Raw genomic sequence first — 26,319 nt, 5'->3', positions numbered from 1 at the left:
GCACTTCGCCTCCACGATCGTCTCGTTGATATGGCTAGCGATCTTGGCTGCCGCGCTTATAGCGGTGCTCCTCCGAGCCCAATCATGAACGCACAGGCCGAAGGGCCGTTATTTTCCCGCGCGGAAAGGACCGAGAGCCTGGGAGAGGCATCAGCTCGCATCCCATTGACCGCGAACTGTTGCGTTTCCTATCGCACGTCAGTTTGCAGGTCCGCAGGTGTGCACCGCTACCTGGCCAGCGGCGTTGAACTTCAAGACCGCGCTGACCAGGCCTTCGGGCACGACGTAAGAGATCAGCGCTCCCTCCTCGGCCTGCTGTAAGTTGTCGAGCCTCGACGCAGGATATTGGATCATCCGATCGACCCAATACGCGCGATGACCTTCGGGCCCTGTAATGGTCTTCGTGCAACCGCAGCCGCAGACGATGACCGCATCTTCAGCGTACATCCGCAAGATCGTGTCGACATCGCCGGCGCGGTAGGCGTCTAACCAATCGACCGCCGCGGCCATCGCGTCAAAGGACATACAAGCACCTCCATGCCAAAATCGAGATTTGGCCGGGTACCAGCTAAGTCTCGCTTTCGTGAATTTTGGTGTTCTCGCCAGGTTAGGACCATATGCTGAAAGTCATAGCCCAACGGTGGAACGGTTGGACGGGTATCCTGTTTTCCCGCCGCCCATTCCCTAGGGCAACGCAGTCGGCCCGAGCCTCATCACGCGCCCGAAGCTGGCGCCTCCCGTGGGTCCCAAGAGCGGCTTTTGGAGCGGGAGGCGTTGATGAAGGAGTCTTGCGCGATCCTTTTGGCCCAACGGCTGAACGACCTCTCTTCCCGACTGTCAGAACTGGAAGACCTCCGCCTTCGAGTCGAAGAGGCGGAGCGACGCGCCGAGGCCGTGCATCGATTACAGTCGCCTCCGAAGACTTAGCCGCCTCACGCGGGGCAACATCTTACGTGCAGGCGTCCCTGGTTCGCGCCGACCTGAAAGGAGCGGACAGCCCTTTGGGATGGAACATTTCAGGATAGCTGGGCAACAACCTCGTCGCCTCAGACGACATGGCCTCAGCCGCGGCGTGACAGAAAATCGAGCACGCCGGTCTTGTAGACCTTGTCGCCGACCGCGCGCATGTGGTCGCGGTTCGGAATGTCGAGCACTTCGGAGCCGGGGATGATGGCACCGAGCGCGCCGGCACTTCCTGCGACGTCGTCGGTCGAGCCGACCGCGATCAGCACCGGCAAGTCGATGCGCGCGGCTTCGTCGCGGGTCATGAGGTCGCGCGTGCCGCGCAGGCAGGCGGCGAGCGCACGGTGATCGGAGCGAGTCTGGTCGGCGAACGCACGGAAGGTGCGGCCGACGGGATCGGTGACGTCATCCAGCGAGGGCGCCTCCAGCGCCTTCGCGACGTTCTCGCCGGGGCCGGTGCCTTCGATCAGCCCGCCGATGCCGATGCCGCCGAGGATCGCCGAGCGCAGGCGTTGCGGCTCGTTGAGGGAGAGCCACGCCGCCATCCGTCCGCCCATCGAATAACCCATGATGTCGGCCTGCGGGATGGCGAGATGATCCATCAGCGCGAGCACGTCGCCGGCCATGGTCGGGATCGAATACTGCGCGGGCTCGTAGAGCTTTGCGCTTTCGCCATGGCCGCGATTGTCGAGCGCAATCACGCGGCGGCCGTTCTTGCGCAGCTCCGAGACCCAGGTCGGATAGACCCAGTTCACGTTCTTGCTCGAGGCGAAGCCGTGCACCAGGATGATCGGATCGCCCTCGCCTTCATCGAGATAGGCAATTTCAACGGCGCCGTTGTGAAAGCTCGGCATCAGCAGTTCCGCGGGTCTGGAGGGGAATGGTTGATCTTAGAGCACGATCCGGAAATGTGTGCAGCGGTTTTCCGGCAACATCATGCTCAAACAATAGCCCGAAGCGCCGCGCCTCAGGCCGTGACGGCCGCGTTGGCCAGAGCAGCTTCTGCGGCGATCTGGGCACGGCGAAGCCGCCGCGCCCGTTTGCGATCGCACCAGGCCTGGGTGAGGCGCTCGGTGGTCGCCTTGATGGAGGAGAGAAGGCCGAACAGCGTCAGCGCCGCACTGAGCAGCCAGAGCGCCAGATTGAACGCGCCGCCGATCAGCAGCAGAGCGCCCCGGCCGAGCAGCTTCATGACCGCGCGCGTCTTGCTGCCTTGCGCTTCGGCAAGCCGCGCCGCGCGCGCGACGTCCTTCGGACCTTCGGCGATGCGCAGCGTATCCATCGCCCCGCGCGTGCCGGTCTTCTCGGCGACACGGGTGACGTCCTTGCCGAGCCGGACCAGCGCACCGGCCTTCTCGGCCCGGAACGCGGCCTTGATCGCGCTGACGGTCTCGCCCGGCCGCAGCACCGAGCCTGATACCACCGCATTCCGCAGCGCCGGCGTGTCGACGACCTCGCGCGCGGACCGGCCGGCCCAGACGGCGAGCCCCTCGCCGAGCCGCCCGACTTTGCGCGCATCCTTCACCAGCGTCAGTCCGGCGCGCACCGGCACCGCGCCACCGACGGACACGTAGGTCGCCGCCGTCACCGCAAGTCCGGCCGCCGCAAGCCCGAGCACGAGCCGGTCGGTGTCCTCGCCCATGGCCAGATGCTTGCCCTCGCGCACCACGTCCCTGATGTCGCCGATCACGAAGAGATCGCCCGCCACCGTCCCCGAGAGGCTCGCGACATCGTCGGCATTGCCGGTGACGAGGCCGGTGGCGAAACGTTTGGCGAAATGCGAGGTGGAACCTTGGGCTTTGACCGCGTCATTGACGCGACTCAGGAGGTCGTCAGGCAGTGCGATGTTGCGGTCACGCGCCAGCGCGACGAAACTGTCGGCGAGATCGGCATCATCAACGGCGAGCGCGGCCTCGATATTGTCCTGAACCAGGCGATCGTTCTGCCGCAGCACTTGATCGAGCTTGAGTTCGGAGAGCGCGGCCGGATCATCCTGGGCGACGAGGATCGCGCCGGCCTCGCGGGCGTGCGGTGCTACCTGCGCGAGCATGAAGCCGCACGCGGCGATACCGGTCAAAGCTGTGGTGATTCGCAGCCACTTCATGTGGAAAGCCTGGGCGGTCCTTCGGGCGGTCCGTGGGATCGTCTACGCCGGTCGATTCGTCTTTCGGCGCAAATTTGCTCGTCCACAGACATAGTATGCCAAAATTGCGACACAACGTCCCCGACGAAAGAAGGGCTTCTCTCAGGCCTTAAGATTGTGTCGAATTTGCATTGAGCAAATGAGCATGGGGCAATTGCGAACCTTTCGGTTCCGCTGGACTAGCAATCATCCACACCCGCCAGTATGGTCCGCGGCGCCTTAAAGATGCCGCGTCAGTTCGTGATTGTGTCTGCCGCCATTGCCACTCCAGGATGAGTTACGATGTCCGACCATGTCGTCCCGCACTTCCATAACGATGCCGGCGTCCCCGTCATCGAGATCGGCTCGCAAGAGTTCATGTGCGTTGGCGCCAACCCTCCGTTCGACCATCCGCACGTCTTCCTCGACCTCGGCAACGACAACGAGATCATCTGCCCGTACTGCTCGACGCTGTACCGCTTCGCGGCCGATCTGAAGGCGGGCGAAGCCCGCCCGCCGGAATGCGTCCTGAAGGACAAGGTGGCCTGACCGCTTCCATCGGTCAGGGGTGGCGCTCTCCCGCACGATTGTCATCGCCGGTGCCGGCATCGGTGGACTGACGGCCGCGCTGGCGCTGGCAGCCCGCGGCTTCCGCATCGTCGTGCTGGAAAAGGCCGAGCGGCTCGAGGAAGTCGGCGCCGGCCTGCAACTCTCCCCCAATGCCAGCCGCGTGCTGGTCGAGCTCGGCCTCACTGAGCGCCTCAAGCTGCGCGCCGTCACTCCGGAAGCGGTCTCGATCATGAGCGCGCGGGCCGGCGGCGAGCTGCTGCGCATGCCGCTCGGCGAGGCCGCTTCGCTGCGGGCCGACGCCCCCTATTGGGTGGTGCACCGCGCCGACCTGCAATCCGCGCTGGCCGGTGCTGTTGCGGACCATCCCGACATCGATCTGAAGCTGGGCGCAACCTTCGAAGACGTCGCGCCTCACGCCAAGGGGCTGACGGTGGTCCACCGCAGCGGCACGATCCGCCGCAGCGATCTCGCCAGCGCGCTGATCGGCGCCGACGGCATCTGGTCGACGGTCCGCCAGCATCTGTTTCCCGAGGTGCAGCCGCGCTTCTCCGGGCTGATCGCCTGGCGCGGCACGCTGGATGCCACGCAACTGCCAAAGGACTACACCGCACGCCGGGTGCAGCTGTGGATGGGGCCGAATGCCCATCTCGTCGCCTATCCGATCGCGGGCGGACGCCAGATCAACGTGGTCGCAGTGCTTCCGGGCACCTGGAACAGGCCGGGCTGGAGCACGCCCGGCGATCCGCTGGAAGTGATGGACGCCTTCGCCGCGCCGCGCTGGCCGGCCTCGGCGCGGATGATGCTGGCCACGGTCGACAGCTGGCGGAAATGGGCGCTGTTCGGCGTGCCCGACGGCTGCCCCTGGAGCAAAGGTCCGGTGGCGCTGCTCGGCGATGCCGTGCATGCGATGCTGCCTTTTGCAGCCCAGGGCGCCGGCATGGCGATCGAGGACGCCGCGGTGCTCGCCCGGCATCTGAGCTTTGAAGCCGCCGAGAGCACGGCGGGCATCAGTGCTGCGCTGACGCAATACGGCCGCGCCCGTCAGGCGCGGGTGCGGCGGGTGCAGCGGACCGCGCGGCAGCAGGGCCGCATCTATCATCTCGGCGGGCCGCTTGCGGCCGCACGCGATCTTGCGATCCGCGCGCTCGGCCCGAACCGCATGCTGGCGCGGCAGGACTGGATCTACGGCTGGCGGCCCTGATGCGAAGCGCCGCCGGCGCGGCGCCTCAGCGGGACGCTTTCCCGGATTTCGAAGCGGGCTTGGCAATCGCCGCAGGCGACAATTGCGTGGCAGGCGGGGTCGCCTCCGGCGGCGTTTCCCGGCACTTGTTGCGGCGCCAGGCGTCATCGGCCATTTGCGCCGACCCGCGCACGGCAACATAGTCGTTGCGGTAAGCGAGCTCGGACACCACGGCGCCACCAGTCCCGGTCTCCGCCTTCTCCATCAACCCCCGCAAATCGTCAGTGCGCTTGGCGAGCGACTTGCGCTCAGCCTCCAGCTGCTTGCAGTCGTACAATTCGTATTTGGCGGGATCGGCAAAGGCCGGCGCGACCGTCTCGCTCATGCCGGCGCAGCCGGACAGCGCGGCGCCGGCCGCAAGCAGCGCGAGGAGCGCGCCGAAGCCGCGCGGCGATGTGGAAAACGAAGCAGCCATGCCGGATGAATAGTCCCCGTGGATTGAGAATGCCTAAAGCAACAACAGATGTCCGGATTGAGGCTTTGCCTTGTGCGCCCGGCTCGCTTAAGGAAGAACCGTCCCTCCGGGCTGGCAACGCGCCAATTCCAGACGGCCAGGATGGACTTAAGTGTTTGATCTCGTTGGATCAAGCGGGCATGGCGGAATTGGTAGACGCAAGGGACTTAAAATCCCTCGGTGCGCAAGCGCTGTGCCGGTTCGACCCCGGCTGCCCGCACCACGAGATTTGATGCTCCCGCGTGGGCCATTGATGAAGGCGGTCTGCCCTCCGCTTCAGCTGAGCGATCATCGAACACGCCTCCGGTGACGTCTCGATCTGCCCAACAGCTCTGTTGCGCGGCTTCGGCATCTGAAGATCGCCTCGTCCGAGTCCGAGCAGCCTTCGACGAAAGCAGGCGACGATCGATGATCGAGGCGGGATTTCAGTGCATCGAGCGCGCGCTGGAGCACATCATGTTCCTGTCGCAAGAGCCGTCAACTTTAAGGCGATTGTGCCGCACATGTCCTTGAGAAATGCGGCGCTCGCTGCTAACCCGGGCGAGAACAAGGCACAGGCTCCATGGCTCAAACCTCCTTTCCCGCCCAGTCCACGACGGAAGGCCTGAAAGTCGGGGCCGATACGTATTCGAGCGCGATCGCCGACGCGCAGAATTACATGAACTGGGTTATCGACCAGTTCCGTCCCTACCTGAAGGGTGCGATCCTCGAGGTCGGGTTCGGCCATGGGCTCTACAGCAGAGTGCTCGGAGAGCTTGGCGATTATTGCGGCGTGGACCACGACCGCGACAGCGTCGAACGTGCCGCCAAGGCGATGCCCGATCGCAAGTTCGCCGTCTGCGACATTCTGGTCCGCGATCAGCTGAGTTCCCTGTTTCCCCAAGGCGTCGATGCGGTCTTCACCATCAACGTCCTCGAGCACATCGAGGATGACGCCACGGCGGTTGCCAATTTGGTCCAGGTGCTCAAGCCCGGCGGCCATCTCCTGATCAGCGTTCCCGCCCTGATGCTGCTCTACAACGATCTCGATCGCCTGGCCGGACACTGCCGCCGCTACACCACCGCGCGCCTTGCCAAGCTGCTCGCCGATCAACCGGTCGAGCTGGTCCGGCTGAATTACTTCAATCCGATCGGCGGGCTCGGGTGGCTTGCCAATCGCCTGAAGCGGCATCAGTCGCTGAACGATTCCGCCGTCAACGGGCAGATCGCCCTGTTCGACAAATATGCCGTGCCGCTGTCGCGGGCGCTCGATCCGCTCTCGCGAAGCTTCTTTGGGCAATCCGTCACCTGCATTGCACGCCGCTTATGATTTCAGTCGTCATTCCTGCGCTCAACGAGCGCAACGGCATTGTTGAAACCATTGATCGAGCCAAGGCGGCTCTCGACGGCGCTCAGCTCACTCCCTATGAGATCATCATTGTCGACGATGGTTCGGCCGACAGCACCGGAGAGCTCGCCGAACAGGCCGGTGCAAAGGTGCTCAGGCATCCCCACAACATCGGCTATGGCCGCTCGCTGAAGGATGGAATTCGCGCTGCGTCCTACGACACGATCGTCATCAGCGACGCGGATGGCTCCTACCCGATGGAGGCGATCCCGGCGCTGGTCGCGCGCTTCAACCAGGGGTTCGACATGGTCGTCGGCGCCCGGACCGGGCCCAACTACCGCGAGTCGAGGCTGAAATCGCCGCTACGCGCAATCCTCAAGGCGATCGTCGAATTCACCGCCAACCGCAATATCCCCGACATCAATTCCGGCCTGCGCGTGTTCGGCAGGCAGGTCGCGATCTCCTATTTCGAGCATGTCAGCGACCTCTTCAGCTTCACGACGTCGCTGACGCTCGCCTACATGATGAACGCGAAGTTCGTCGACTACATCGACATCGACTACAAGGAGCGCATCGGCCGCTCCAAGGTGAACTTGTTCCGCGACTCCATTCGCACCCTGCAATACGTCCTGGAGGCCTGCACCTACTACAATCCGCTGAAGATCTTCGTGCTGCTGGCGATGATGTGCATGGCGCTCGCGCTGGTCTCGCTGGTCGGCGGGATCATCCTGCAGGTCGTCAGCGCCTTCGTGCTGGGCGTCGGCGCGATCCTGCTCAGCATTCTCGTCGTCGCCATGGGACTGCTCGCGGTGCTGCTGAAGCAGATCATGAATCAGCGACCATGACCTCCCGCGGCAAGGGAACGCGATGTGCGGCATAGCGGGCATATTTCATCGTGACGGCCGGCCCGCCGACGGCCGCGCGGTTGCGGCGATGTCGGCAGCATTGGTCCATCGTGGGCCGGACGGCGAGAGCACCTGGCTGGACGGCCCCGTCGGCCTCGCCCACCGCCGGCTCGCCATCCGCGATCTCTCCGATGCCGGACGCCAGCCGATGCTCGATGCCTCGGAGCGCATCGTCGTCACCTACAACGGAGAGATCTACAACGATCACGAGTTGCGCAGCGAGCTCGAGCGATCGTTCGGCGTCCGCTTTCGCAGCACCTGCGACACCGAAATCCTTCCCTACGCCTATCTCGCCTGGGGTGAGGCGATGTTCGAACGCCTGGAGGGCTTTTTCGCGATCGGCCTGTGGGATCGGCAGGAGCGCCGCCTGATCCTGGCGCGCGACGGCATCGGCATCAAGCCGCTGTATTATTCCGAGAACGGCAGCCGCGTTCTGTTCGCAAGCGAAATCAAAGGACTTACGGCGAGCGGAGACCTCGCCGCGCGGATCGATCCCGTGGCCCTGCACACCTATCTCGCCGCAGGCCATCCGGGGACGCAAACGAGCCTGTACCAGGACATCAAGCAGCTCCCGCCCGGCACGATGATCGGATTCACCGAGCGCGAGCGAACCGAGCGACGCTTCTGGCGGCCGGTGCGCGCGCCTGCGATCCGCGACCTCGACGAAGCCGTTGTCCGGCTGCAATCGACGATCGAGACCGTGGTCAAGAGCCAGATGGTGAGCGACGTGCCGCTCGCCGTGCTGCAGAGCGGCGGCATCGACAGTTCGCTGATCAGCCTGACGCTCGGCCGGCTCGGCTTGAAGCCGCCGCTGTTCACGGCAGGCTTCACCGAGAAAAGCCATGATGAAACCGCGGTGGCGCAGCAGATCGCCACCGCCGCCGGCCTGTCGCTCAACGTCATCGACGGGGAAGCCGGCGAGGATGCCGAGGCGGCGCTGCGGGCGGTGGTCTATCATTTCGACGGCCAATGCGCCGACACGGGCGCCCTCGGCTTCTATCATCTGGCTGGCGCGGTCCGCCGGCATTCCACGGTGGTTCTGTCCGGCGACGGCGGCGACGAGTTCTTCGCCGGATATGAAACCTATGCCGCGACCATGATGGCGGAGCGCGCGCGCCACGTCGTTCCGCGCGGCCTTGCCGGCCTGACCGGGCGCCTCGCCTATGCATCGGTGCGCGGCAACGAGAAGCGGCTTCCGGCAGCGGCGCAACTCGCCCGCTTCGCGCTCGGGTTGGGCGAAGCCGGCAACAGCCCGCATCTGCAATGGCGGCGGCTCGTTCCCCGCTTTCTCGCCGAGAGGATCTATGACCGCGGGATGGCCGATCTTGCATCGGCCGATCCGTTCGCGGAATACGCCGAATATTATTCGGAGCCGCATGACAACGTGCTGGATCGGGCGCTGATCGCCGACCAGCGCTTCCATCTGCAAAGCGTCCTCACCAAGGTCGATGCCATGAGCATGGCGCATGGTCTCGAAGTGCGCGTGCCGATCCTCGATCGACGGGTCATGGACCTCGCCGGCAGCCTCGATGTCTCGCTGCTCAATCCCTGGCCCAAGGGCGCACCGAAATATGTGCTGCGCAAACTCGCCGAGCGCCTGGGCATGCCGGAAGAGGCCGCATGGTCGCGCAAGCGCGGCTTCAACGTGCCGATCGCGCAACTGATGCGGCGCGGTGGGCTGCGGCCGATCTGCGACCGCGTGCTCGACAGGGAGGCCGACGTTTTTGCGCCCTTCCTGAAACCGGAGGCGATCCGGCTGCTGTGGACTGCGCATCGCGAGGCCAGGAGCGACAATGCGTTCGCGCTGTGGCCGATCCTGACGCTGGGCATCTGGTTGACGGGGCTTGCGACCCCCTCGCCGCGCCGAGCGTAGGGAGCGGGCACGTGCCGGACCTGAAGGACCAGAACCTATTTGTCGCTCGCGATCCCGCTGCGCAAGCTCACCGTGCTGCTGCCGCACCGGCTGCTGGTGGTGCTGTCGCATGGTCTGGAATGGGCGCTGACGGCCTATATCGGGCTGTGCCGGATATTGCCGCTACCGATGCGGTCCTACATGCGCTCGGTGCTGGCGAAGTTTCCGCGCAGCGTTCGCCGCTTGACCATCTACGACCAGCTCAATCCCGCCTACGCGAAATACTACACGCGCGCCGAGGCGGAGGCGCTGCTGTCGGATGGCGGATTCGGGGATGTCAGGCTCTACCACCGCCACGGCTATAGCTGGACCGTGTCCGGCACCCGGCCCGCATGACGGGCGTCGAGCAGCAGGACCCAGAAGAACATCAGCGCACTGAAGAGCTGAATAGAATTGTCCTCGGGGGAACTCCCCGTCACGAAGATCAATGAGGGCATCAGGAGACCGACGGTAAGCGCGGCGGCGAGTGCCCTGGCCGGAAGATCGACTAGCAGGATCGCGGCATAGAGCGCGAGCTCGAAGAAGGCATATTCCTTGAGGCGCGGCGAGCTGAGATAGAGCGCAAACATGGCCAGCACCGTGATGCGCATTGCTGCACGGGGGTGATCCATCAGCCAGCGATCCACTCGCGCAAGAAGCGAATCTCCCTCGTGCGCCGGCCGGCTCCCGATCAAGCGCAGGACGGATAAGGCGAACGGCACGAGCACCAGTGCGGTCACGGCGAAGGCATAGGTTGCGAAGATCGCCGGTTTGCTATCGATCAGGCCCACATGGCCCATCAGATCCCGCGCCAGCAGCAGCAGTGACGGATTGCTCTCGAACAGCTCGACGAGGTGCTGGTCGGGAATCTTTCCGGCCACCGCAAGCTGCCAGCTCGCGAACAGATCGGGGTATGCCAGCCACGATATCAGGATCGGCAAGGCGAAGCTGAACACCGCCATCGCGATCAGCATCAGCTTGCGGCCGCGCGGCAGCGGCAGGAAATAGAGCGCGGCCAGCACGGGAAAAAACACCAGCTTGAACGACATCACGAGGCCGAGCAGCGCGGCGCCGGCGAGGCGCGACGGAAAGCTGCGGTCCTCCGCCGCTCCGGATGCGGGCGGAGAAAGCAGAAGCCTCAGCGCGATCGCGGTCAGCACGCCGCTCAGGATCGCGAAATTGCCCGACGCCTGCACCCATTCGAAACCGACGAATGCGCCGAGCGCGCAGAGCACCCTGAGCCCGACGTCGCGAGCGCTCGGGCGCGTTCGGCCGAGACCTGGCAAACCAAGACCTGGCAAGCCAAGACCGGGCAAGAGGAGGCCGCAGAGCACGGCGAGCACGGGAAAGATAGTTTTGTGATGAGCGACCAGAATGCCGTCCGCGCAGAAGGGACGGAACGCCTCCAGCGTCACCGGCAGATAGGGGTAAGAGAGCTTGGTGCCCTTCAGGTTCTTGACGAAGTAGGGATCGAGTCCGCCGGCATAGGCATCCACCGCCGCGCAATTGACGCGGGTGTCCCAGCCATATTTCACATCGAGGCCGACGTCGCTGGCGAGATTGCCCAACACCAGAAGCGCGGTCAGTGCGATCAGGCAGGCAAGCCAGAGGTTTCGCCTCGAAGCCATGTCGGCCGAGGGCTGCAACCATCGTGCTGTACCGGTGACATCAGACACAATCGGATACCTTGTTTGGTCTGGTTCTCTCGGCGCCTGATCGATCGGCCGCCACAGTGGACAGGAGGCGTTTCCGTTTCATCCCGCCGGGCCCGACCTGCCCCGCCCGGCGCCGATCTTTAGGGAGGGATGGTGAATCACTGGTTTCCGGGCCATAGCAGGACCCGCGGTTCGGCTCGCGCGGGGGCTCCCCCTCACCAATTTTTGTCCGCCCCTCCTCCGCTGCCAGCCATCCCGAAACATGGGTTGTGCAACGCAGCATGGGCGATGGATAAAGTCGGTCAATTTCAGAGGTGAGCTTCTTGTCTGACGTCAATGCCGACGATTGGGTGTCCGCGGGACACCGCCCAATGGGATTTCCAGAATTCGTCGTCGTGATCGCGTCCATCATGGCGCTGAATCCGCTTGCGATGGACATGATGCTGCCTGCACTGCCCAATATCGGGGCAGCCTTCAACATTCCCGTCGCCAACCATCTCCAGTTGGTGCTGTCGACCTTCCTGATCGGTTTCGGCGCCGGCCAGTTCGTCATGGGTCCCCTGTCGGACCGCTTCGGCCGCCGGCCGGTGCTGCTCGGCGGCATGGCGGTCTATGCGGTGGCGAGCGTGCTGGCGGTCGCGGCGCCCTCGTTCGAGACGCTGCTGCTGGCGCGCGCGCTGCAGGGGCTCGGCACCTCGGCGACACGCGTGATCGCGACCTCGATCGTGCGCGACTGCTATGTCGGCCGCCGCATGGCGAGCGTGATGTCGCTTGCCATGATGGTGTTCATCGCGGTGCCCGTGATCGCCCCCTCGTTCGGACAGGCGGTGCTGCTTGTGACGGCATGGCGCGGCATCTTCGTCGTGCTGATGCTCTACGGCCTGCTCGCGCTCGCCTGGTGCGTGCTGCGGCTGCCGGAAACCCTGCCTGAATCCGGGCGCCGGTCGCTCGCGCCCGCCGACGTGCTTTCGGCGTTTCGGCAGACCCTGACCAATCGCCAGACCATCGGCTATGCCACGGCCGCCGGCAGCGTCATCGGCGCGCTCTTTGCCTTTGTCTTCTGCGCTCAGCAGGTCTTCACCGGCATCTATCACCTCGGCCATTACTTCCCACTCGCCTTCGCCGCGATTGCGGCCGGCACGGCCGTCGCCGGCTTCCTCAATGCGAGGCTGGTCGGGCGGCTCGGCATGCGCGTGATCTCGCATGGCGCGCTGACGCTCTACACAATCGTCGCCGCCGTGATGCTGCTGACGGAAATTCTCGGCATCCTGCCGCTTACCCTGTTCATGGTGCTCTCGGCTCTGATGATGTTCTCGTTCGGCATGATGGTTGCCAACTTCACGGCGCTCGCGATGGAGCCGCAGGGCCACATCGCCGGCACCGCCTCCTCGCTCTACGGCTCGATCACGACGCTGATCGGAATCGTGGTCGGCATGGCGATCGGACAGAGCTTCGACGGCACGCTATTGCCGTTCTCGGTCGGCTTCTTCCTGTCGACGCTCGCTGCGCTCGCGATCGTGCTGGTGGTGGAAAAGGGCCGGCTGTTCAAGCCGCATCATCGTCCCATCGCTTAAGGAACTTCCCGATCGCCTCGATGTTGTCCTGCAGCAATTCGAGAGGTCACATTCAATGGAACCGGAACACCGGGAAGATCGCCGCGACGCCGAACTGCGGAAGACGGAACGTTCGGAGCCGAGCGCAGAGCAGGCCACGTTGACGACGCCTTTGGCGAGCGAGGGCCTCGAGCAGGTCCGCGACAGTCATTGCTGAGCGCGGAGCCTATTCCGAACCGCGCCTGCTGGCGCTGAAATCATCCGCAGCGCTCTTGGGTATCATCCGCATTCCCCGGGGCCGCACTATCAGAGCGACCATTTGCCGCGAGAGACCGGGCCGCCCCCACAGGGTGGCCCGCACCGTGAACTCGCGCTTGACGAAGTGTCCGGTCTGCGAGGACGCCCACGCCATCCACCGGGTGCAAGACTCCTGGTCGCGGAAACACAGCGCGGCCCAGCCGCGGTCGAGCGACATCTTGCGCGGCAAGCCCAACGTCTGTTCGTACTCGAAGGGCGCCGCATGACGTGGATGGTCCGGGCTGTAGAACGCGGTGGCGAAGGCCAGCGAACCATCACCACTCACCGCGCTCAGCGGCACGCCGGTCTGCTCGCGCCACTCGCGCGTCAATTCACTGGCCGCCTGGGCGTAGAGATTCCGGCCCTCCTCATACCCGTGATCATTGCGATAGACGGCATGGATCGGCGCGGCGATCAGGACCGCCGCGAGCGCGACGCCGGCCACGATCACGGTGAGGTTGACCGTGTAGAAGCGCTCGATCGGGTAGCTCGTCCCGCAGACCACGAGAACGGTGAACAGGAACAGTCCCTGCAGCGCCCATAGCGACGGCAGATCGGTGCCCATCACGAGCGACGTCACCACCGGCAGCACGATCGTGCCCATCGTGACGTAGAACAAAAGCCGCAGGCCCGGGCCCATTGCCGCGAAGTCCGTCGGAAACCGCTTCAAGCGCGTTCCTGCGACGAGCACCCAGAACACGGCCGACATGCTCAGCGCCGCCGCCAGCCCCAGCAGAAAGTTTCTCGCCTCGCCGAGTGAGGTCGCAGCGTTGCCGTTTGCGTGCGCCAGCGCGTAGGTGAAGGTCGACGCGCCCGTTGTCGCAAGCCAATAGATGTGAGGTGACAGCGCCGCGAGCCCGACGACGACCGAGATCCAGGGTGAAGCAGAGGTGAAATAAGCACGCCGCGCCGGGTGCGCGAGCGCGGCAAACGCGAAGCTCGTGATGAGAAAGATCGAATAATATTTGCCGACCATCGCCAGCGCCGTCGTACAGCCCACCGCGACCGCCCACAGCGGGGCGCGCGTCTCGAATGCGCGCAGGAAGCACCAGGTCGCCAGCGGCCAGACCGCCAGCAGCACCGAATTGGCATTGAAGCGCTGGGCATGGAATTGATAGACCGGCGTCAGCATCAGGAGCAAAAGCACCAGGATGCGCTTGTGCCCGGTCACGAACTGCCGCGCGATCCGGTCGACGAAGATCAGCGCAAGCCCGGCATTGGCCATCGCCATCAATTGCAATGACCAGTCGCTGAGCGGGAAGACAGAAGTCCAGCTGGCGGCGATCCAGCCGGTCAAGGGCGGATGCTTGTGATAGCCCCAGGCGAAATGCTGCCCCAGCATCCAGGCCTCGAGCGTATCAGGGTGCAGGCCGCCGCCGGCATAGGCGATCGCCAGATAGAGAGTCCAGATCGCGACGAAACAGCCGATGAGGAGCGGAACGGCCCAGCCCGCCTCGACGCCATCGAGCCAATGCAGGAAAGGCCGCCGCCAGCGCGCCGGCGCGCGATCGGACCGTTCGGCCATCGCCTGGAATGCAAAATCGATCGGCACGGGAATCAGGTTGAGGAGGGAAAATGACGCGTAAGGACGACGCATCTATTTCAAGATTGAAACAAATAGCAATGACCGGACATTGGAAGGGTTAAAAACCGACCGGTTTCAAGCTGACGTGAAGCTGACAAATGGCAACGGCGCCGCTGATAACAGCGGCGCCGTGTGGTGAAGACAGCGAAGGCGTGAATCCGCCGCCGCTTACTCCGACTTGTCGACGTTCCAGAAAAGCGGCGTTGCCGGGCCGTCGAGCACGCCGGTCAGCGATTTGCGCCAGGCGCTAGGCGCTTGATACTGGCCGAGTGGCATGTAGAGCACCTGATCGTAGGCCTCTTTCTGGATCTCGGTCGCGATCTTCTTTCGCTCGTCGAGCGAGGCAGCACGAACGAAGGTGTCCTTGAGCTGCTCGATCTTGGCATCCTCCGCCCAGCCGAACCAGCCGCCTTTCTTGCCCTGCCCGCCGACGGCGACGTTGGAAATCGGGTTGTCCACGTCGGCGCTGACCCAATTGGTGATGAACATGTTCCAGCCTCCCTCCTTCGGGGGCTTCTGGCTGGCGCGCCGACTCACGACCGTCTGCCAATCGGTCGCCTGCAGGTCGACCTTGAAACCGGCTTCGCGCAGCTGCTGCGCGACGACGATGGGTTGCGCCTTCAGGGTCAGCACGTCGCCCGGCGCCATCAGCACGACAGGTGTTCCGTCGTAACCGGACTCCGCCAGCGCCTTCCTGGCCGCGGCCATGTCGCCCCCCTTCGCCAGCGTCTCACCGCCAACCTCCGTCGCGAACGGCGTGTCGCAGATGAAGGCCGCCGCGCAGGTCTTGTAATACTTGGGATCGCCGATCAACGCATCGAGCACATCCTTCTGCTTGATCGCCAGAAACGCCGCGCGACGAACCTTGACGTTGTCGAACGGCGGATGAAGGAAATTCATTCGTGCGCCCGTCTGGAATCCGAACTTATTCAGAATATCGAGCTTGAGTCCCTTGTCGGCTTCGATCGTGGGCAACATCTCGATGGCGGGATTTTCCATGAAATCGATGTCGCCCGACTGAAGCGCGTTCAACGCCGTCTGCGCGTCCGGCATGGTGATCCATTCGACGCGGTCGACCTTCGCCACCTTGCCGCCCGCGGTCCAGCTCGCCGGCTCCTTGCGCGGCACGTAATCGGTGTTCTTGACATAGATCGCCTTCACCCCGGGCTGGAATTCCGATGCGACGAATTTGAAGGGACCGGAGCCGATCTGTTCGGGAATCTGCTTGTCCACTGGCGTGTCGGCGAGACGCTTCGGCATCATGAAAGCGACCCGCGAGGACGGCTTTCCAATCGATTCCAGCACGAGCGCGTAGGGTTCCTTCAGCTTCAGTGTGATGGTCCTGGGGTCGGTCGCTTCGATGCTCGCGGTGAACAGCATCATCTGCTGTCCCATGCCATCGACCGCGGCCCAGCGCTTCAGGGAGGCAACGCAATCGTCCGCGGTGACCGGCGTCCCGTCATGCCACTTCAGGCCATCGCGCAGCGTGAAGGTATAGGTCAGCTTGTCGTCGGACATCTTCCAGTCGGCCATCTGCGGCTGGATCTTGAAGTTTGAATCCGTCGCGATGAGCGTGTCGTAGACCATGTAGCCATGGTCGCGCGAGATATAGGCACTGGTGAAGATCGGATCGAGAATTCGCAGATCCGAATGCATCACAGCGGTGATGGTCTTGCCTGCGGCAAGAACTGGCGAGGCAAGTGCCGAAAGTGCCGCGACCGAAAGCGCAAGTCTGGAAGCGAACGCGAGACGCCCCCGACGCATGAGTTGGAACATTGACGTTCTCCTGGCGACCGGCTGGCGCACGGCGCCGCTGATGACAGCGGCGCCGCGTAACGTTGGCGTGAAAGGCGCGAACTGCCTTCCTTCTTTGGACTGGGCCTTACTCCGACTTGTCGACGTTCCAGAACAGCGGCGTCGCCGGGCCGTCGAGCACGCCGGTCAGCGATTTACGCCAGCCGCTCGGCAGCAGGTACTGCCCGAGCGGGATGTAGATCACCTGCTCATAGGCTTCCTTCTGGATGTCGGCGGCGATCTTCTTCTGCTCGTCGATCGACGGCGCGCGGACGAACGCGTCCTTGAGCTGCTCGATCTTGGCGTCTTCCGCCCAGCCGAACCAGCCGCCCTTCTTGCCCTGGCCGCCGATCGAGAGATTGGCGATCGGGTTGGAGACGTCGGCCGCGACCCAGTTGGTGAAGAACATGTTCCAGCCACCTTCCTTCGGCGGCTTCTGGCTGGCGCGACGGCTCACCACCGTCTGCCAATCGGTCGCTTGCAGGTCGACCTTGAAGCCGGCTTCGCGCAGCAGCTGGGCCGCAACGATGGGCTGGGCCTTGAGCGTGGTGACGTCACCGGGCGCCATCACCACGACCGGGGTGCCGTCATAGCCTGACTCGGCGAGCGCCTTCTTGGCTTCCGCCATGCCATTGCCCTTCACCAGGGTCTCGGCGCCGACCTCGGTCGCGAACGGCGTATCGCAAACGAAGAACGCGCCGCAGACCTTCTGGTACTTGGCATTGCCGACCAGCGCGTCGAGAACGTCCTTCTGGTTCATCGCCAGAAGAGCGGCACGTCGCACCTTCACGTTGTCGAACGGCGGATAGAGGAAGTTCATCCGGCCGAGCGTCTGAAAGCCGAACTTGTTCGAGACCTCGATCGTGATCTCCTTGTTCGCCTCCAGCACCGGCAGCATGTCGTAGGGCAGGTTTTCCATGAAGTCGATGTCGCCCGACTGCAGCGCGTTCACCGCGGTCTGCGAGTCCGGCATGGTGATCCATTCGACGCGGTCGACCTTCGCCACCTTGCCGCCGGAGGTCCAACTCGCCGGCTCCTTGCGCGGCACGTAATCGGTGTTCTTGACGTAGACCGCCTTGACGCCGGGCTGGAATTCCGATGCCACGAACTTGAAGGGGCCCGAGCCGATCTGCTCGGGGATCTGCTTGTCCGGCGGCGTCTCGGCGAGGCGCTTCGGCATCATGAAGGCGACGCGCGAGGACGGCTTGCCGATGGAATCGAGCACGAGGCCGTAGGGCTCCTTCAGCTTCAGCGTGATGGTCTTGGCGTCGGTCGCCTCGATGCTCGCGGTGAAGTCCAGGAGCTTCTGGCCCATGCCGTCGACCGCGGCCCAGCGCTTCAGCGAGGCGACGCAATCTTCCGCCGTCACCGGCGCACCGTCATGCCACTTCAGGCCGTCGCGCAGCGTGAAGGTGTAGGTGAGCTTGTCGTCGGAGATCTTCCAGTCCGCCATCTGCGGCTGGATCTTGAAGCTCGAATCGGGAGCCACCAGCGTGTCGTAGACCATGTAGCCATGGTCACGCGTGATGTAGGCCGTGGTGAAGATCGGATCGATGATGCGCAGATCCGAATGCATCACCGCCGTAATGGTCTTGCCGGCTGCAAGCACTGGCGAGGCAAGCGCCGTCGAAAGCGCAACGACAGACAGCGCAAGTTTGGAGGCAAACGCGCGAGGCCCCCGGCGCATGAAGTGGAACATAAAAAGTTTCTCCTGACGTGAAACTGTTCAAAGGCAGGTTATTGGTTAAGCATGCGGCTCGTTCCTTGGGCGAACTAACCTCATGCAATGCCTTTATCTTTCGAGACTTGCAGACAGTGCCGAGCGCGTCAATCCGGTTTCGCTGCAAGCCGTGGCGGCGCGGGCACGGGCTCCACAAGGATCGGTTTGGCTCTACAACACGCTCCACTCGTCCTGCCCCGCACCAATGCAATGGGCATTCCATCTTTCGAAGCTTGAGAGACATTGAGATGAATCCAGCCAATCTTCCTTTCGATTCCGAGGCGATGCTCCAGGGTCTGCGCGGCTGGGTCGAATGCGAAAGCCCGACCTGGGACGCTGGTGCGGTGAATCGCATGCTCGATATCGCAGCGCGGGATATGGCGATCATGGGTGCGACGATCGAGCGCATCGCCGGCCGGCAAGGTTTCGGCGGCGTGATCCGCGCGCGGTTTCCGCATCCGAAACAGGGCGAACCGGGCATCCTGATCGCCGGCCATATGGATACCGTCCACCCGGTCGGTACCATCGAGAAGCTGAAATGGCGGCGCGAGGGCAACCGGTGCTACGGCCCCGGCATCTACGACATGAAGGGCGGCAACTACCTCTCGCTGGAAGCGATCCGGCAACTGGCGCGTGCATCGTTCACCACGCCGCTGCCGATTACTGTGCTGTTCACGCCGGACGAGGAAGTCGGCACGCCCTCGACGCGCGACATCATCGAGGCGGAAGCCGCGCGCAACAAATACGTGCTGGTGCCCGAGCCCGGCCGTGCCGACAACGGCGTCACCACCGGACGTTACGCCATCGCACGCTTCAATCTCGAGGCGACGGGCCGGCCGAGCCACGCCGGCGCGACGCTGTCGGCGGGACGCTCGGCGATCCGCGAGATGGCGCGGCAGATTCTCGCCATCGACGCGATGACGACGGAGGACTGCACTTTCTCGGTCGGCGTCGTGCATGGCGGGCAATGGGTCAATTGCGTTGCCACGACCGCCACGGGCGAAGCGCTCTCCATGGCCAAGCGGCAGGCCGATCTCGATCGCGGCGTCGAGCGGATGCTGGCGCTGTCGGGCACGGCCAACGATGTCTCCTTCAAGGTGACGCGCGGGGTGACGCGTCCGGTGTGGGAGCCGGATGCCGGCACGATGGCGTTGTATGAGAAGGCGCGCGGCATCGCCAAGTCGCTCGGCGCCGAACTGCCGCATGCGAGCTCCGGCGGCGGTTCCGACGGCAACTTCACCGGCGCGATGGGAATCCCGACGCTCGACGGCCTGGGCGTGCGCGGAGCCAATGGCCACACGTTAGAGGAGTATATCGAAGTCGAGAGTCTCGTTGAGCGCGGCCGGCTGATGGCTGGGCTGCTTGCGACGCTGGAGTGACTTTTGAGCCCGTCATTCCGGGGCGGTCCGAAGGGACCGAACCCGGAATCTCGAGATTCCGGGTTCGCGTCTTCGACGCGCCCCGGAATGACAGGCTCGAACAAGCCTGCGCAGCAGCGACTGACCGCACTGCAAAAACTGTGGCCCTGATGGCACGGGAATTGCTGAAATGTTAGGCTGGTGGCAGAACAGGCTATGACCGCTGCCGCCGATTTACTCTAATCTGACGGATCCAACTTGCTCGGATATCTCCTTCGCCGAATCTTCGCCGCCGTGCCCGTGATGGGCGTCGTCGCGCTGTTCGTCTTCCTCCTGCTCCGCCTCACCCCCGGCGATCCCGCCGCGATCCTCGCCGGCGACAATGCAACGCCGGAGCGGCTGGAGCGCATCCGCACCTCGCTCGGCCTCAACGAGCCCTTGATCGTGCAGTTCATCACCTGGGTGAACAAGCTGCTGCACGGCGATCTCGGGACCTCACTGATCTCCAATCTGCCTGTGATGAAGATGATCGGCCAGCGCGTCGAGCCGTCGATCTCGATCGCGCTGTGTACCATCATCCTCGCCGTGATCGTGGCGGTTCCCCTCGGCGTGATCGCCGCGTGGAAGCACGGCACCTGGATCGACCGTTTCGTGATGGGGCTTTCCGTGCTCGGCTTCTCGGTGCCGGTGTTCGTGGTCGGCTATATTCTGATCCAGGTCTTCGCGATCGAACTGCGGTGGGTGCCGGTGCAGGGCTTCCGCAGCATCTTTAACGGCTTCGGACCGTTCTTCGAGCGCATGGTCCTGCCGACCTGCGCGCTCTCCTTCATCTATATCGCTCTGATCGCGCGCATGACGCGCGCGGCGATGCTCGACGTGCTCGGCGAGGACTATGTGCGCACCGCGCGCGCCAAGGGCATCAACGAGGTCGCCGTGATGATGCGCCATGCGCTGCGCAACGCCGCCGTGCCCGTGATCACCGTGATCGGCACCGGCTTTGCGCTGCTGATCTCCGGCGTCGTCGTCACCGAGAGCGTGTTCAACATTCCCGGTATCGGCCGCCTCACCGTGGATGCGGTGCTGGCGCGCGACTATCCGGTGATCCAGGCGATGATCCTGCTGACGTCGCTAATCTATGTCGTCGTCAACCTTCTCATCGACGTCGCCTACACCCTGCTCGATCCCCGGATCCGGTACTGAGGCAAGGACAAGAATTAATGTCGGTCGATACCCTTCCCCAGTCGTCCATTCCGATCACGTCGCCGCTGCGGCCGCGCTTCGGCTTCCTCACCTCGACGCCGATCATCGCCACGGCGACAGTCCTGCTCGCGCTGATCATCCTGATCTCGATCCTCGCGCCGCTGATCGCGCCGCATGATCCGATCCAGCTGGCACCGTCGCAACGGCTCAAGCCGTCGTCCGCGCAATTCCTGCTCGGCACCGATGCCTATGGTCGTGACCTGTTGTCACGCGTCGTCTATGGCGGCCGCATCTCGCTACTGATCGGCATCGGCTCGGCGATCCTGTCGATCGTCATTGGCCTTGCGATCGGCCTCGTCTCCGGCTTCTTCAAGCTGGTCGATGCCGTGCTGATGCGGGTCATGGACGGCCTGATGGCGATGCCGAGCATCCTGCTCGCGATCGCCGTGGTGTCGCTGTCCGGTGCCAGTCTCTGGACCGTGCTGATCGCGATCACCATCCCCGAGATTCCGCGCGTGGCACGCCTGGTCCGCTCGGTCGTGCTCTCGGCGCGCGAAGAGCCTTATGTCGAGGCGGCGATCTCGGTCGGCTCGTCGCTGCCCAAGATCATGTGGCGGCATCTGATGCCGAACACGGTGGCGCCGCTGATCGTCCAGGGCACCTATATCTGCGCGAGCGCCATCCTCACCGAGGCGATCCTCTCCTTCCTTGGCGCCGGCATCTCGCCAGAGACGCCGACCTGGGGCAACATCATGGCCGAGGGCCGCCAGTACTTCCAGATCAAGCCGTCGCTGATCTTCTGGCCGGGCCTGCTGCTCTCGATCGCCATCCTCAGCATCAATCTGATCGGCGACGCCGCCCGCGACGCACTCGATCCGCGCATGAAGCAGCGGGAAGGCAAGTGAAATCCTTTACACCGTCATTCCGGGGCGGTGCGAAGCACCGAACCCGGAATCTCGAGGTTCCGGGTTCGCGCTTCCGCGCGCCCCGGAACGACGTTGGAGACATTGCATGACCAACACCGTCCTCGACATCAACAACCTCGTCGTCTCCGTCGGCAAGAAGCCGGGCGGGCCAAAGATCATCGACGGCATCTCGATCCAGGTCCGCGAGCGCGAGACGCTGTGCCTCGTCGGCGAAAGCGGCTCGGGCAAGTCGGTGACCTCGCTGACCACGATGGGCCTGCTGCCGAAGGGGACGCTGGTTCCGACCAGCGGCAGCATCAAGCTGGTCGGCGAAGAGCTGCTCACCGCGTCCGACCGCCGCCTGCGCCAGCTGCGCGCCACGCAGATGGCGATGATCTTCCAGGAGCCGATGACCGCGCTCAATCCGGTGGTGCCGGTCGGCCGCCAGATCGACGAGGTGCTGCGCGCCCACACCAAGCTCGACGCCAGGGCCCGAAAGAAGCGCATCCTCGACATGATGGAGCAGGTCCACCTGCCCCAGGTCGAACGCATCTTCGCCTCCTATCCCCACCGCCTTTCCGGCGGCCAGCGCCAGCGCATCATGATCGCGATGGCACTCGTGCTTGAGCCGAAGCTGCTGATCGCGGACGAGCCGACCACCGCGCTCGACGTCACCACGCAGAAGCAGATCCTGTCCCTGATCCGCGAGCTCCAGCGCGATCACGGCACGGCCGTGCTGTTCATCACCCACGACATGGGCGTGGTCGCCGAGATCGCCGACCGCGTCGCAGTGATGCGGCAGGGCCGGCTGGTCGAAACCGGCCCGCTCGAGACCGTGCTGCGCAATCCGACCATGGAATACACCCGCAATCTGCTCGCCTCGGTGCCGAGCCTGGTGCCGCGGCCACCGCGCGAGGAGAGCCGCGAGCCGGTGGTGCTCGAAGCCAACGATCTCAGCAAGGTCTACAAGGAGCGCGCCTTCTTCGGCAAAGGCCGCGAGGTCGTCGCCGCCGACAAGGTGACGCTGACGCTGCGCAAGGGCCGCACGCTCGGCATCGTCGGCGAAAGCGGCTCCGGCAAGTCGACCGTGGCGCGCTGCATCGTCCGCCTGATCGATCCGACCTCCGGTGGGGTGCGCCTCGCCGGCCGAGAGATCGCCGGCATCTCGCGCCGCCTGCTGCAGCCGCACCGGCAGAAGATCCAGATCGTGTTCCAGGATCCCTACCGCTCGCTCAACCCGCGCGTCACGGTCGGCGAAAGCATTGCAGAGGGCCCGATCAATTACGGCGTCGCCCATCCCGATGCGATGAAACGCGCCCGCGAGCTGCTCGAGCTCGTCGGCCTGCCCCCTGATGCGGTATCGCGCTATCCGCACCAGTTCTCCGGCGGCCAGCGCCAGCGTATCGCCATTGCGCGCGCGCTCGCGCTCGATCCGGACGTGCTGGTCGCGGATGAAGCGGTCTCCGCGCTCGACGTCTCGGTGCAGGCGCAGGTGCTGGAACTCTTCGACGAGATCCAGAAGCGCCTCGGCATCGCGATCCTGTTCATCACCCACGATTTGCGCGTCGCGGCGCAGATTTGCGACGAGGTCGTGGTGATGCAGCACGGCCGTGTCGTCGAGCAGGGCCCGGCTGCCGAGGTGCTGACGCATCCGAAGGAGGCCTACACCAGGGCGCTGCTGGACGCAGCTCCGGGGCGCGACTGGGACTTTGCGAACTTCCGGCCGGTCGCAGAGGGCGTGGGGGCGACGGCGTAGCTCGACATTTCAGTATCGTCCCTGCCTAGTGCGCAATTGCGCACGGGCGCAGGGACCCATACCGCAGAATCCATCGATTGCGCGTGGTGCTGATCCCGAACGACTAGCCTTCGCCAAACTCCTCCCTGGGGTTATGGGTCCCTGCGCCCCGTGCGCAATTGCGCACTAGGCAGGGACGACACCGAGAGTGTGGTTGGCGGAGCCAGCTCACAACACCCACCGCACCCGCAGCATTCCCAAAACAGCTTGACCCTATGCGCAACGCGAGTGCGTCCCACCTTGCTCTCGCCGCAGGGCCAAGGCTAACGTTCCACCCTCTTTGCTCACCGGATCTGAACTGAATGACACGCATCGCCGTCGGCGGCTTCCTGCACGAGACCAACACCTTCGCTCCCACCAAGGCGACCTTCGCCGACTTCCAGCATGGCGGCGGCTGGCCTGCGATGACAGAAGGCGCCGACGTGCTGAAGGTGATGCGGCGCATCAATGTCGGCCTTGCCGGCTTCGTCGACAGCGCCGAAGCGAACGGCTGGGAACTCGTTCCGACGATCGCCTGCGGTGCGAGCCCATCGGCGCATGTCACCAAGGACGCCTTCGAGCGCATCGTGAAGGTGATGGTCGACGGCATCGCAGCCGCCGGCCCGATCGATGCGGTCTATCTCGATTTGCACGGCGCGATGGTGACCGAGCATCTCGACGACGGCGAAGGCGAGATTCTGGCGCGCGTGCGCCGCGTCATCGGCAAGGATGTTCCGCTGGTCACCAGCCTCGACCTCCATGCCAACGTCACGCCCGAGATGATGGAACATGCCGACGCGCTGATCGCCTACCGCACCTATCCGCATGTCGACATGGCCGAGACCGGCCGCGCCTCTGCAAGGCATCTGGCGCTGCTGCTGAAAACGAAGCAGCGCTTTGCCAAATCGTTCCGGCAATTGCCGTTCCTGATCCCGATCAGCTGGCAATGCACCAACGACCAGCCGACCAAAGGCATCTACGAACAGCTCGCTGCGCTGGAGTGCGACGCGGTTCCGACGCTGTCTTTCGCGCCCGGCTTCCCCGCTGCCGACTTCCGCGATTGCGGGCCGAGCGTGTTCGCCTATGGCGAGACGCAAGCCGATGCCGACCGCGCCGCCGATGCGGTCGTCAAGCTGATCGAAAGCCACGAGGATGATTTCGACGGCAAGATCTGGTCGCCCGATGACGGCGTGCGCCATGCGATGGAGCTGTCGAAAGGCGCGAGCAAGCCGATCATCATCGCCGACACCCAGGACAATCCCGGTGCCGGCGGCGATTCCGACACGACCGGCATGCTGCGCGCGCTGGTGCGCAACAGAGCGAGCGCCGCGACCGGGGCGATCTACGATCCGGTCTCGGCCAAGGCCGCGCATGACGCCGGCGTCGGTGCCACCGTGACGCTGTCGCTCGGCGGCAAGTCCGGCATCCCCGGCGACGCGCCCTATCGCGAGACCTTCGTGGTCGAAAAGCTGTCCGACGGCCGCTTCATCGCGCCCGGCCCTTACTATGGCGGCCGGGAGATGGAGATGGGGCCCTCGGCCTGCCTGCGCATCGGCGACGTCCGCGTCGTCGTCTCCTCGCACAAGGCGCAGCTCGCCGACCAGGCGATGTACCGCTATGTCGGCATCGAGCCGACTGAGGAGAAGATCCTCGTCAACAAGAGCTCGGTGCACTTCCGCGCCGATTTCGAGCCGATCGCGGAAAAGCTGATGATCTGCGCCGCGCCCGGCGCGATGCCGGCCGACACCGCCACCCTGCCCTGGACGCGCCTGCGGCCGGGCATTCGCATCAAGCCGAACGGCCCCGTTTTCTCGCCCCCCTCACGCTAACTGGACAGAACCCATGCCCACGATCGACCGCATCGACGGTTACGCCGACGAGCTCACCGCCATCCGCCGCGACCTGCACGCCCATCCCGAGATCGGATTCGAGGAAGTGCGCACCTCCGGCATCGTCGCCGACAAGCTGAAGAGCTGGGGCATCGAGGTGCATCGCGGTCTCGGCGGCACCGGCGTGATCGGCGTGATCAAGGGCAAGGGTTCGGGCAACAAGCGCATCGGCCTGCGCGCCGACATGGACGCGCTGCCGATGGAAGAGAACACCAATCTGAAGTGGAGCTCGAAAATCCCCGGCCGCTTCCACGGCTGCGGCCATGACGGCCACACCACCATGCTGCTCGGCACCGCGCGCTATCTCGCCGAGACCAAGAACTTCGACGGCACCGTGCACCTGATCTTCCAGCCGGCCGAGGAAGGCCTCGGCGGCGCCCGCGCGATGATCAAAGACGGGCTGTTCGAAAAATTCCCCTGCGACGAACTGTACGGCCTGCACAACGCGCCCGACCTCAACCATGGCGAGATCGCGATCCTGCCGGGCCCGGCGATGGCCAGCGCCGACTTCTTCGACCTGCGTATCACCGGCTATGGCGCGCATGGCGCGATGCCCGAACGATCCAAGGACGCGGTGATCATCGCGACCACGCTGGCGCAGGCGATCCAGACCATCGTCAGCCGCAACGTCGAGCCGCTGCAGGCCGCGGTGGTGTCGATCACCCAGATCCACGCGGGCTCCGCCTACAACGTCATTCCCGGCGACGCGCATCTTTGCGGCACCATCCGCACCTTCTCGAAGGAAGTTCGCACCCTGGTCAGCGAACGCATCCGCACCATCTGCGCCGGCATCGCAAGCGCCTACCAGTGCGTGATCGACGTCGAAATCCGCGACACGTTCGGCGTGCTGGTCAACCAGGTCGAGCAGTCCAAGGTGGTCGAGGACGTCGCGCGCACCATCGTCGACCCCGCCAACGTAATCACCCGCGCCCAGCCCAAGATGGGCAGCGAGGATTTCGCCGACATGCTGGAGACCATTCCCGGCGCCTATTTCTGGGTCGGCCATGACGGCAACGTGCCCGTGCACAATCCCGGCTTCGTGCTCGACGACAAGATCCTGCCGATCGGCGCCAGCATGTTCGCCCGGATCATCGAAACGCGCATGCCGGTGGGCTAG

Annotated in this window: 21 protein-coding genes and 1 tRNA gene; 14 read left to right on the top strand and 8 right to left on the bottom strand. The window is 64.6% G+C overall.

Going from position 1 to position 26,319, the window contains the following annotated elements:
* Positions 1–198: 198 nt before the first annotated feature.
* The 3 genes from CV770_RS19800 to CV770_RS19790 all read right to left on the bottom strand — a co-directional run bounded on the left by CV770_RS19800 (position 199) and on the right by CV770_RS19790 (position 3,067).
* Positions 199–525, bottom strand: a complete 327-nt coding sequence (locus tag CV770_RS19800) for a nuclear transport factor 2 family protein (RefSeq protein WP_104463499.1) — start codon at positions 523–525, stop codon at positions 199–201.
* A 536-nt stretch (positions 526–1,061) separates the two neighbouring features.
* Complete coding sequence (locus CV770_RS19795; RefSeq protein ID WP_104463498.1) at positions 1,062–1,817, bottom strand: alpha/beta fold hydrolase; 756 nt, start codon at positions 1,815–1,817, stop codon at positions 1,062–1,064.
* Between the two features lie 113 nt (positions 1,818–1,930).
* A complete protein-coding gene (locus CV770_RS19790) occupies positions 1,931–3,067 on the bottom strand; it encodes a hypothetical protein (protein ID WP_104463497.1) in 1,137 nt (378 codons plus the stop codon).
* A 321-nt stretch (positions 3,068–3,388) separates the two neighbouring features.
* On the opposite strand from CV770_RS19790, the gene CV770_RS19785 reads away from it, so the two are divergent.
* Positions 3,389–3,634 (top strand): zinc-finger domain-containing protein, encoded by a 246-nt coding sequence (locus CV770_RS19785; RefSeq protein WP_007602543.1) that lies wholly within the window; start codon positions 3,389–3,391, stop codon positions 3,632–3,634.
* A gap of 19 nt (positions 3,635–3,653) precedes the next feature.
* Positions 3,654–4,856: an FAD-dependent monooxygenase gene (locus CV770_RS19780; RefSeq protein WP_104463496.1), complete on the top strand. Its 1,203-nt coding sequence runs from the start codon at positions 3,654–3,656 to the stop codon at positions 4,854–4,856.
* A gap of 25 nt (positions 4,857–4,881) precedes the next feature.
* Here the strand turns inward: CV770_RS19780 and CV770_RS19775 are convergent, their stop codons facing one another.
* Positions 4,882–5,310: a twin-arginine translocation pathway signal gene (locus CV770_RS19775; protein WP_104463495.1), complete on the bottom strand. Its 429-nt coding sequence runs from the start codon at positions 5,308–5,310 to the stop codon at positions 4,882–4,884.
* 173 nt (positions 5,311–5,483) lie between these two features.
* Here CV770_RS19775 and CV770_RS19770 point away from each other — a divergent pair.
* The 5 genes from CV770_RS19770 to CV770_RS19750 all read left to right on the top strand — a co-directional run bounded on the left by CV770_RS19770 (position 5,484) and on the right by CV770_RS19750 (position 9,829).
* A tRNA-Leu gene (locus CV770_RS19770) sits at positions 5,484–5,572 on the top strand.
* A gap of 339 nt (positions 5,573–5,911) precedes the next feature.
* A complete protein-coding gene (locus CV770_RS19765) occupies positions 5,912–6,658 on the top strand; it encodes a class I SAM-dependent methyltransferase (RefSeq protein ID WP_104463494.1) in 747 nt (248 codons plus the stop codon).
* Positions 6,655–7,521 (top strand): glycosyltransferase family 2 protein, encoded by an 867-nt coding sequence (locus tag CV770_RS19760; protein ID WP_104463493.1) that lies wholly within the window; start codon positions 6,655–6,657, stop codon positions 7,519–7,521. Before CV770_RS19765 ends, CV770_RS19760 begins: the two co-directional genes overlap by 4 nt.
* A 22-nt stretch (positions 7,522–7,543) precedes the next feature.
* Positions 7,544–9,454: an asparagine synthase (glutamine-hydrolyzing) gene (gene asnB, locus CV770_RS19755; protein WP_104463492.1), complete on the top strand. Its 1,911-nt coding sequence runs from the start codon at positions 7,544–7,546 to the stop codon at positions 9,452–9,454.
* 39 nt (positions 9,455–9,493) lie between these two features.
* Positions 9,494–9,829, top strand: coding sequence for a hypothetical protein (locus CV770_RS19750; protein ID WP_201759933.1), 336 nt, complete (start codon positions 9,494–9,496; stop codon positions 9,827–9,829).
* Here CV770_RS19750 and CV770_RS19745 read toward each other — a convergent pair.
* On the bottom strand, positions 9,793–11,100 hold the full coding sequence (locus tag CV770_RS19745; protein ID WP_245453802.1) for a hypothetical protein: 1,308 nt from the start codon (positions 11,098–11,100) through the stop codon (positions 9,793–9,795). The two genes, CV770_RS19750 and CV770_RS19745, sit on opposite strands and share 37 nt — an antisense overlap.
* Before the next feature lie 350 nt (positions 11,101–11,450).
* Between CV770_RS19745 and CV770_RS19740 the strand changes: the two genes are divergently transcribed.
* Positions 11,451–12,701 (top strand): multidrug effflux MFS transporter, encoded by a 1,251-nt coding sequence (locus CV770_RS19740; RefSeq protein ID WP_104463516.1) that lies wholly within the window; start codon positions 11,451–11,453, stop codon positions 12,699–12,701.
* 205 nt (positions 12,702–12,906) lie between these two features.
* On the opposite strand, the gene CV770_RS19735 is transcribed toward CV770_RS19740, so the two are convergent.
* From CV770_RS19735 to CV770_RS19725, 3 genes are all read right to left on the bottom strand, one after another.
* Entirely contained in the window at positions 12,907–14,574 is a 1,668-nt protein-coding gene (locus tag CV770_RS19735) for a glycosyltransferase family 39 protein (RefSeq protein ID WP_104463490.1), read from the bottom strand.
* Between the two features lie 156 nt (positions 14,575–14,730).
* Positions 14,731–16,338, bottom strand: a complete 1,608-nt coding sequence (locus CV770_RS19730; RefSeq protein ID WP_091966271.1) for an ABC transporter substrate-binding protein — start codon at positions 16,336–16,338, stop codon at positions 14,731–14,733.
* 106 nt (positions 16,339–16,444) lie between these two features.
* Positions 16,445–18,055 carry an ABC transporter substrate-binding protein gene (locus CV770_RS19725; RefSeq protein WP_104463489.1) on the bottom strand — a complete coding sequence of 537 codons (1,611 nt, stop codon included), beginning with the start codon at positions 18,053–18,055 and terminating at the stop codon, positions 16,445–16,447.
* 269 nt (positions 18,056–18,324) lie between these two features.
* On the opposite strand from CV770_RS19725, the gene CV770_RS19720 reads away from it, so the two are divergent.
* The 6 genes from CV770_RS19720 to CV770_RS19695 all read left to right on the top strand — a co-directional run bounded on the left by CV770_RS19720 (position 18,325) and on the right by CV770_RS19695 (position 26,319).
* On the top strand, positions 18,325–19,455 hold the full coding sequence (locus CV770_RS19720) for a M20/M25/M40 family metallo-hydrolase (protein WP_028141175.1): 1,131 nt from the start codon (positions 18,325–18,327) through the stop codon (positions 19,453–19,455).
* A gap of 237 nt (positions 19,456–19,692) precedes the next feature.
* The gene (locus CV770_RS19715; protein ID WP_165637838.1) at positions 19,693–20,634 is read left to right on the top strand and encodes an ABC transporter permease; all 942 of its coding nucleotides are present in this window, start codon (positions 19,693–19,695) and stop codon (positions 20,632–20,634) included.
* Positions 20,635–20,651: 17 nt separating this feature from the next.
* The gene (locus tag CV770_RS19710; protein ID WP_028141177.1) at positions 20,652–21,539 is read left to right on the top strand and encodes an ABC transporter permease; all 888 of its coding nucleotides are present in this window, start codon (positions 20,652–20,654) and stop codon (positions 21,537–21,539) included.
* Positions 21,540–21,645: 106 nt separating this feature from the next.
* Entirely contained in the window at positions 21,646–23,295 is a 1,650-nt protein-coding gene (locus CV770_RS19705) for an ABC transporter ATP-binding protein (RefSeq protein WP_104463488.1), read from the top strand.
* A 341-nt stretch (positions 23,296–23,636) separates the two neighbouring features.
* On the top strand, positions 23,637–25,142 hold the full coding sequence (locus tag CV770_RS19700; protein WP_104463487.1) for a M81 family metallopeptidase: 1,506 nt from the start codon (positions 23,637–23,639) through the stop codon (positions 25,140–25,142).
* Positions 25,143–25,155: 13 nt separating this feature from the next.
* Entirely contained in the window at positions 25,156–26,319 is a 1,164-nt protein-coding gene (locus CV770_RS19695; protein WP_104463486.1) for a M20 aminoacylase family protein, read from the top strand.

Origin of the sequence: Bradyrhizobium sp. AC87j1 (assembly GCF_002936975.1) — a bacterium.
Classification (GTDB): Bacteria; Pseudomonadota; Alphaproteobacteria; order Rhizobiales; family Xanthobacteraceae; genus Bradyrhizobium; species Bradyrhizobium shewense.
Note: the sequence above shows the minus strand (reverse complement) of the source record. Positions and strands in the feature narration are given on the sequence as shown.

Bases quoted from the DNA above. Each gene is read 5' to 3' on its own strand.
- CV770_RS19800 (WP_104463499.1), bottom strand. From the start codon at position 525: ATGTCCTTTGACGCGATGGCCGCGGCGGTCGATTGGTTAGACGCCTAC.
- CV770_RS19795 (WP_104463498.1), bottom strand. From the start codon at position 1,817: ATGCCGAGCTTTCACAACGGCGCCGTTGAAATTGCCTATCTCGATGAA.
- CV770_RS19790 (WP_104463497.1), bottom strand. From the start codon at position 3,067: ATGAAGTGGCTGCGAATCACCACAGCTTTGACCGGTATCGCCGCGTGC.
- CV770_RS19785 (WP_007602543.1), top strand. From the start codon at position 3,389: ATGTCCGACCATGTCGTCCCGCACTTCCATAACGATGCCGGCGTCCCC.
- CV770_RS19775 (WP_104463495.1), bottom strand. From the start codon at position 5,310: ATGGCTGCTTCGTTTTCCACATCGCCGCGCGGCTTCGGCGCGCTCCTC.
- CV770_RS19765 (WP_104463494.1), top strand. From the start codon at position 5,912: ATGGCTCAAACCTCCTTTCCCGCCCAGTCCACGACGGAAGGCCTGAAA.
- CV770_RS19760 (WP_104463493.1), top strand. From the start codon at position 6,655: ATGATTTCAGTCGTCATTCCTGCGCTCAACGAGCGCAACGGCATTGTT.
- asnB (WP_104463492.1), top strand. From the start codon at position 7,544: ATGTGCGGCATAGCGGGCATATTTCATCGTGACGGCCGGCCCGCCGAC.
- CV770_RS19745 (WP_245453802.1), bottom strand. From the start codon at position 11,100: ATGGCTTCGAGGCGAAACCTCTGGCTTGCCTGCCTGATCGCACTGACC.
- CV770_RS19735 (WP_104463490.1), bottom strand. From the start codon at position 14,574: ATGCGTCGTCCTTACGCGTCATTTTCCCTCCTCAACCTGATTCCCGTG.
- CV770_RS19730 (WP_091966271.1), bottom strand. From the start codon at position 16,338: ATGTTCCAACTCATGCGTCGGGGGCGTCTCGCGTTCGCTTCCAGACTT.
- CV770_RS19725 (WP_104463489.1), bottom strand. From the start codon at position 18,055: ATGTTCCACTTCATGCGCCGGGGGCCTCGCGCGTTTGCCTCCAAACTT.
- CV770_RS19720 (WP_028141175.1), top strand. From the start codon at position 18,325: ATGAATCCAGCCAATCTTCCTTTCGATTCCGAGGCGATGCTCCAGGGT.
- CV770_RS19710 (WP_028141177.1), top strand. From the start codon at position 20,652: ATGTCGGTCGATACCCTTCCCCAGTCGTCCATTCCGATCACGTCGCCG.
- CV770_RS19705 (WP_104463488.1), top strand. From the start codon at position 21,646: ATGACCAACACCGTCCTCGACATCAACAACCTCGTCGTCTCCGTCGGC.
- CV770_RS19700 (WP_104463487.1), top strand. From the start codon at position 23,637: ATGACACGCATCGCCGTCGGCGGCTTCCTGCACGAGACCAACACCTTC.
- CV770_RS19695 (WP_104463486.1), top strand. From the start codon at position 25,156: ATGCCCACGATCGACCGCATCGACGGTTACGCCGACGAGCTCACCGCC.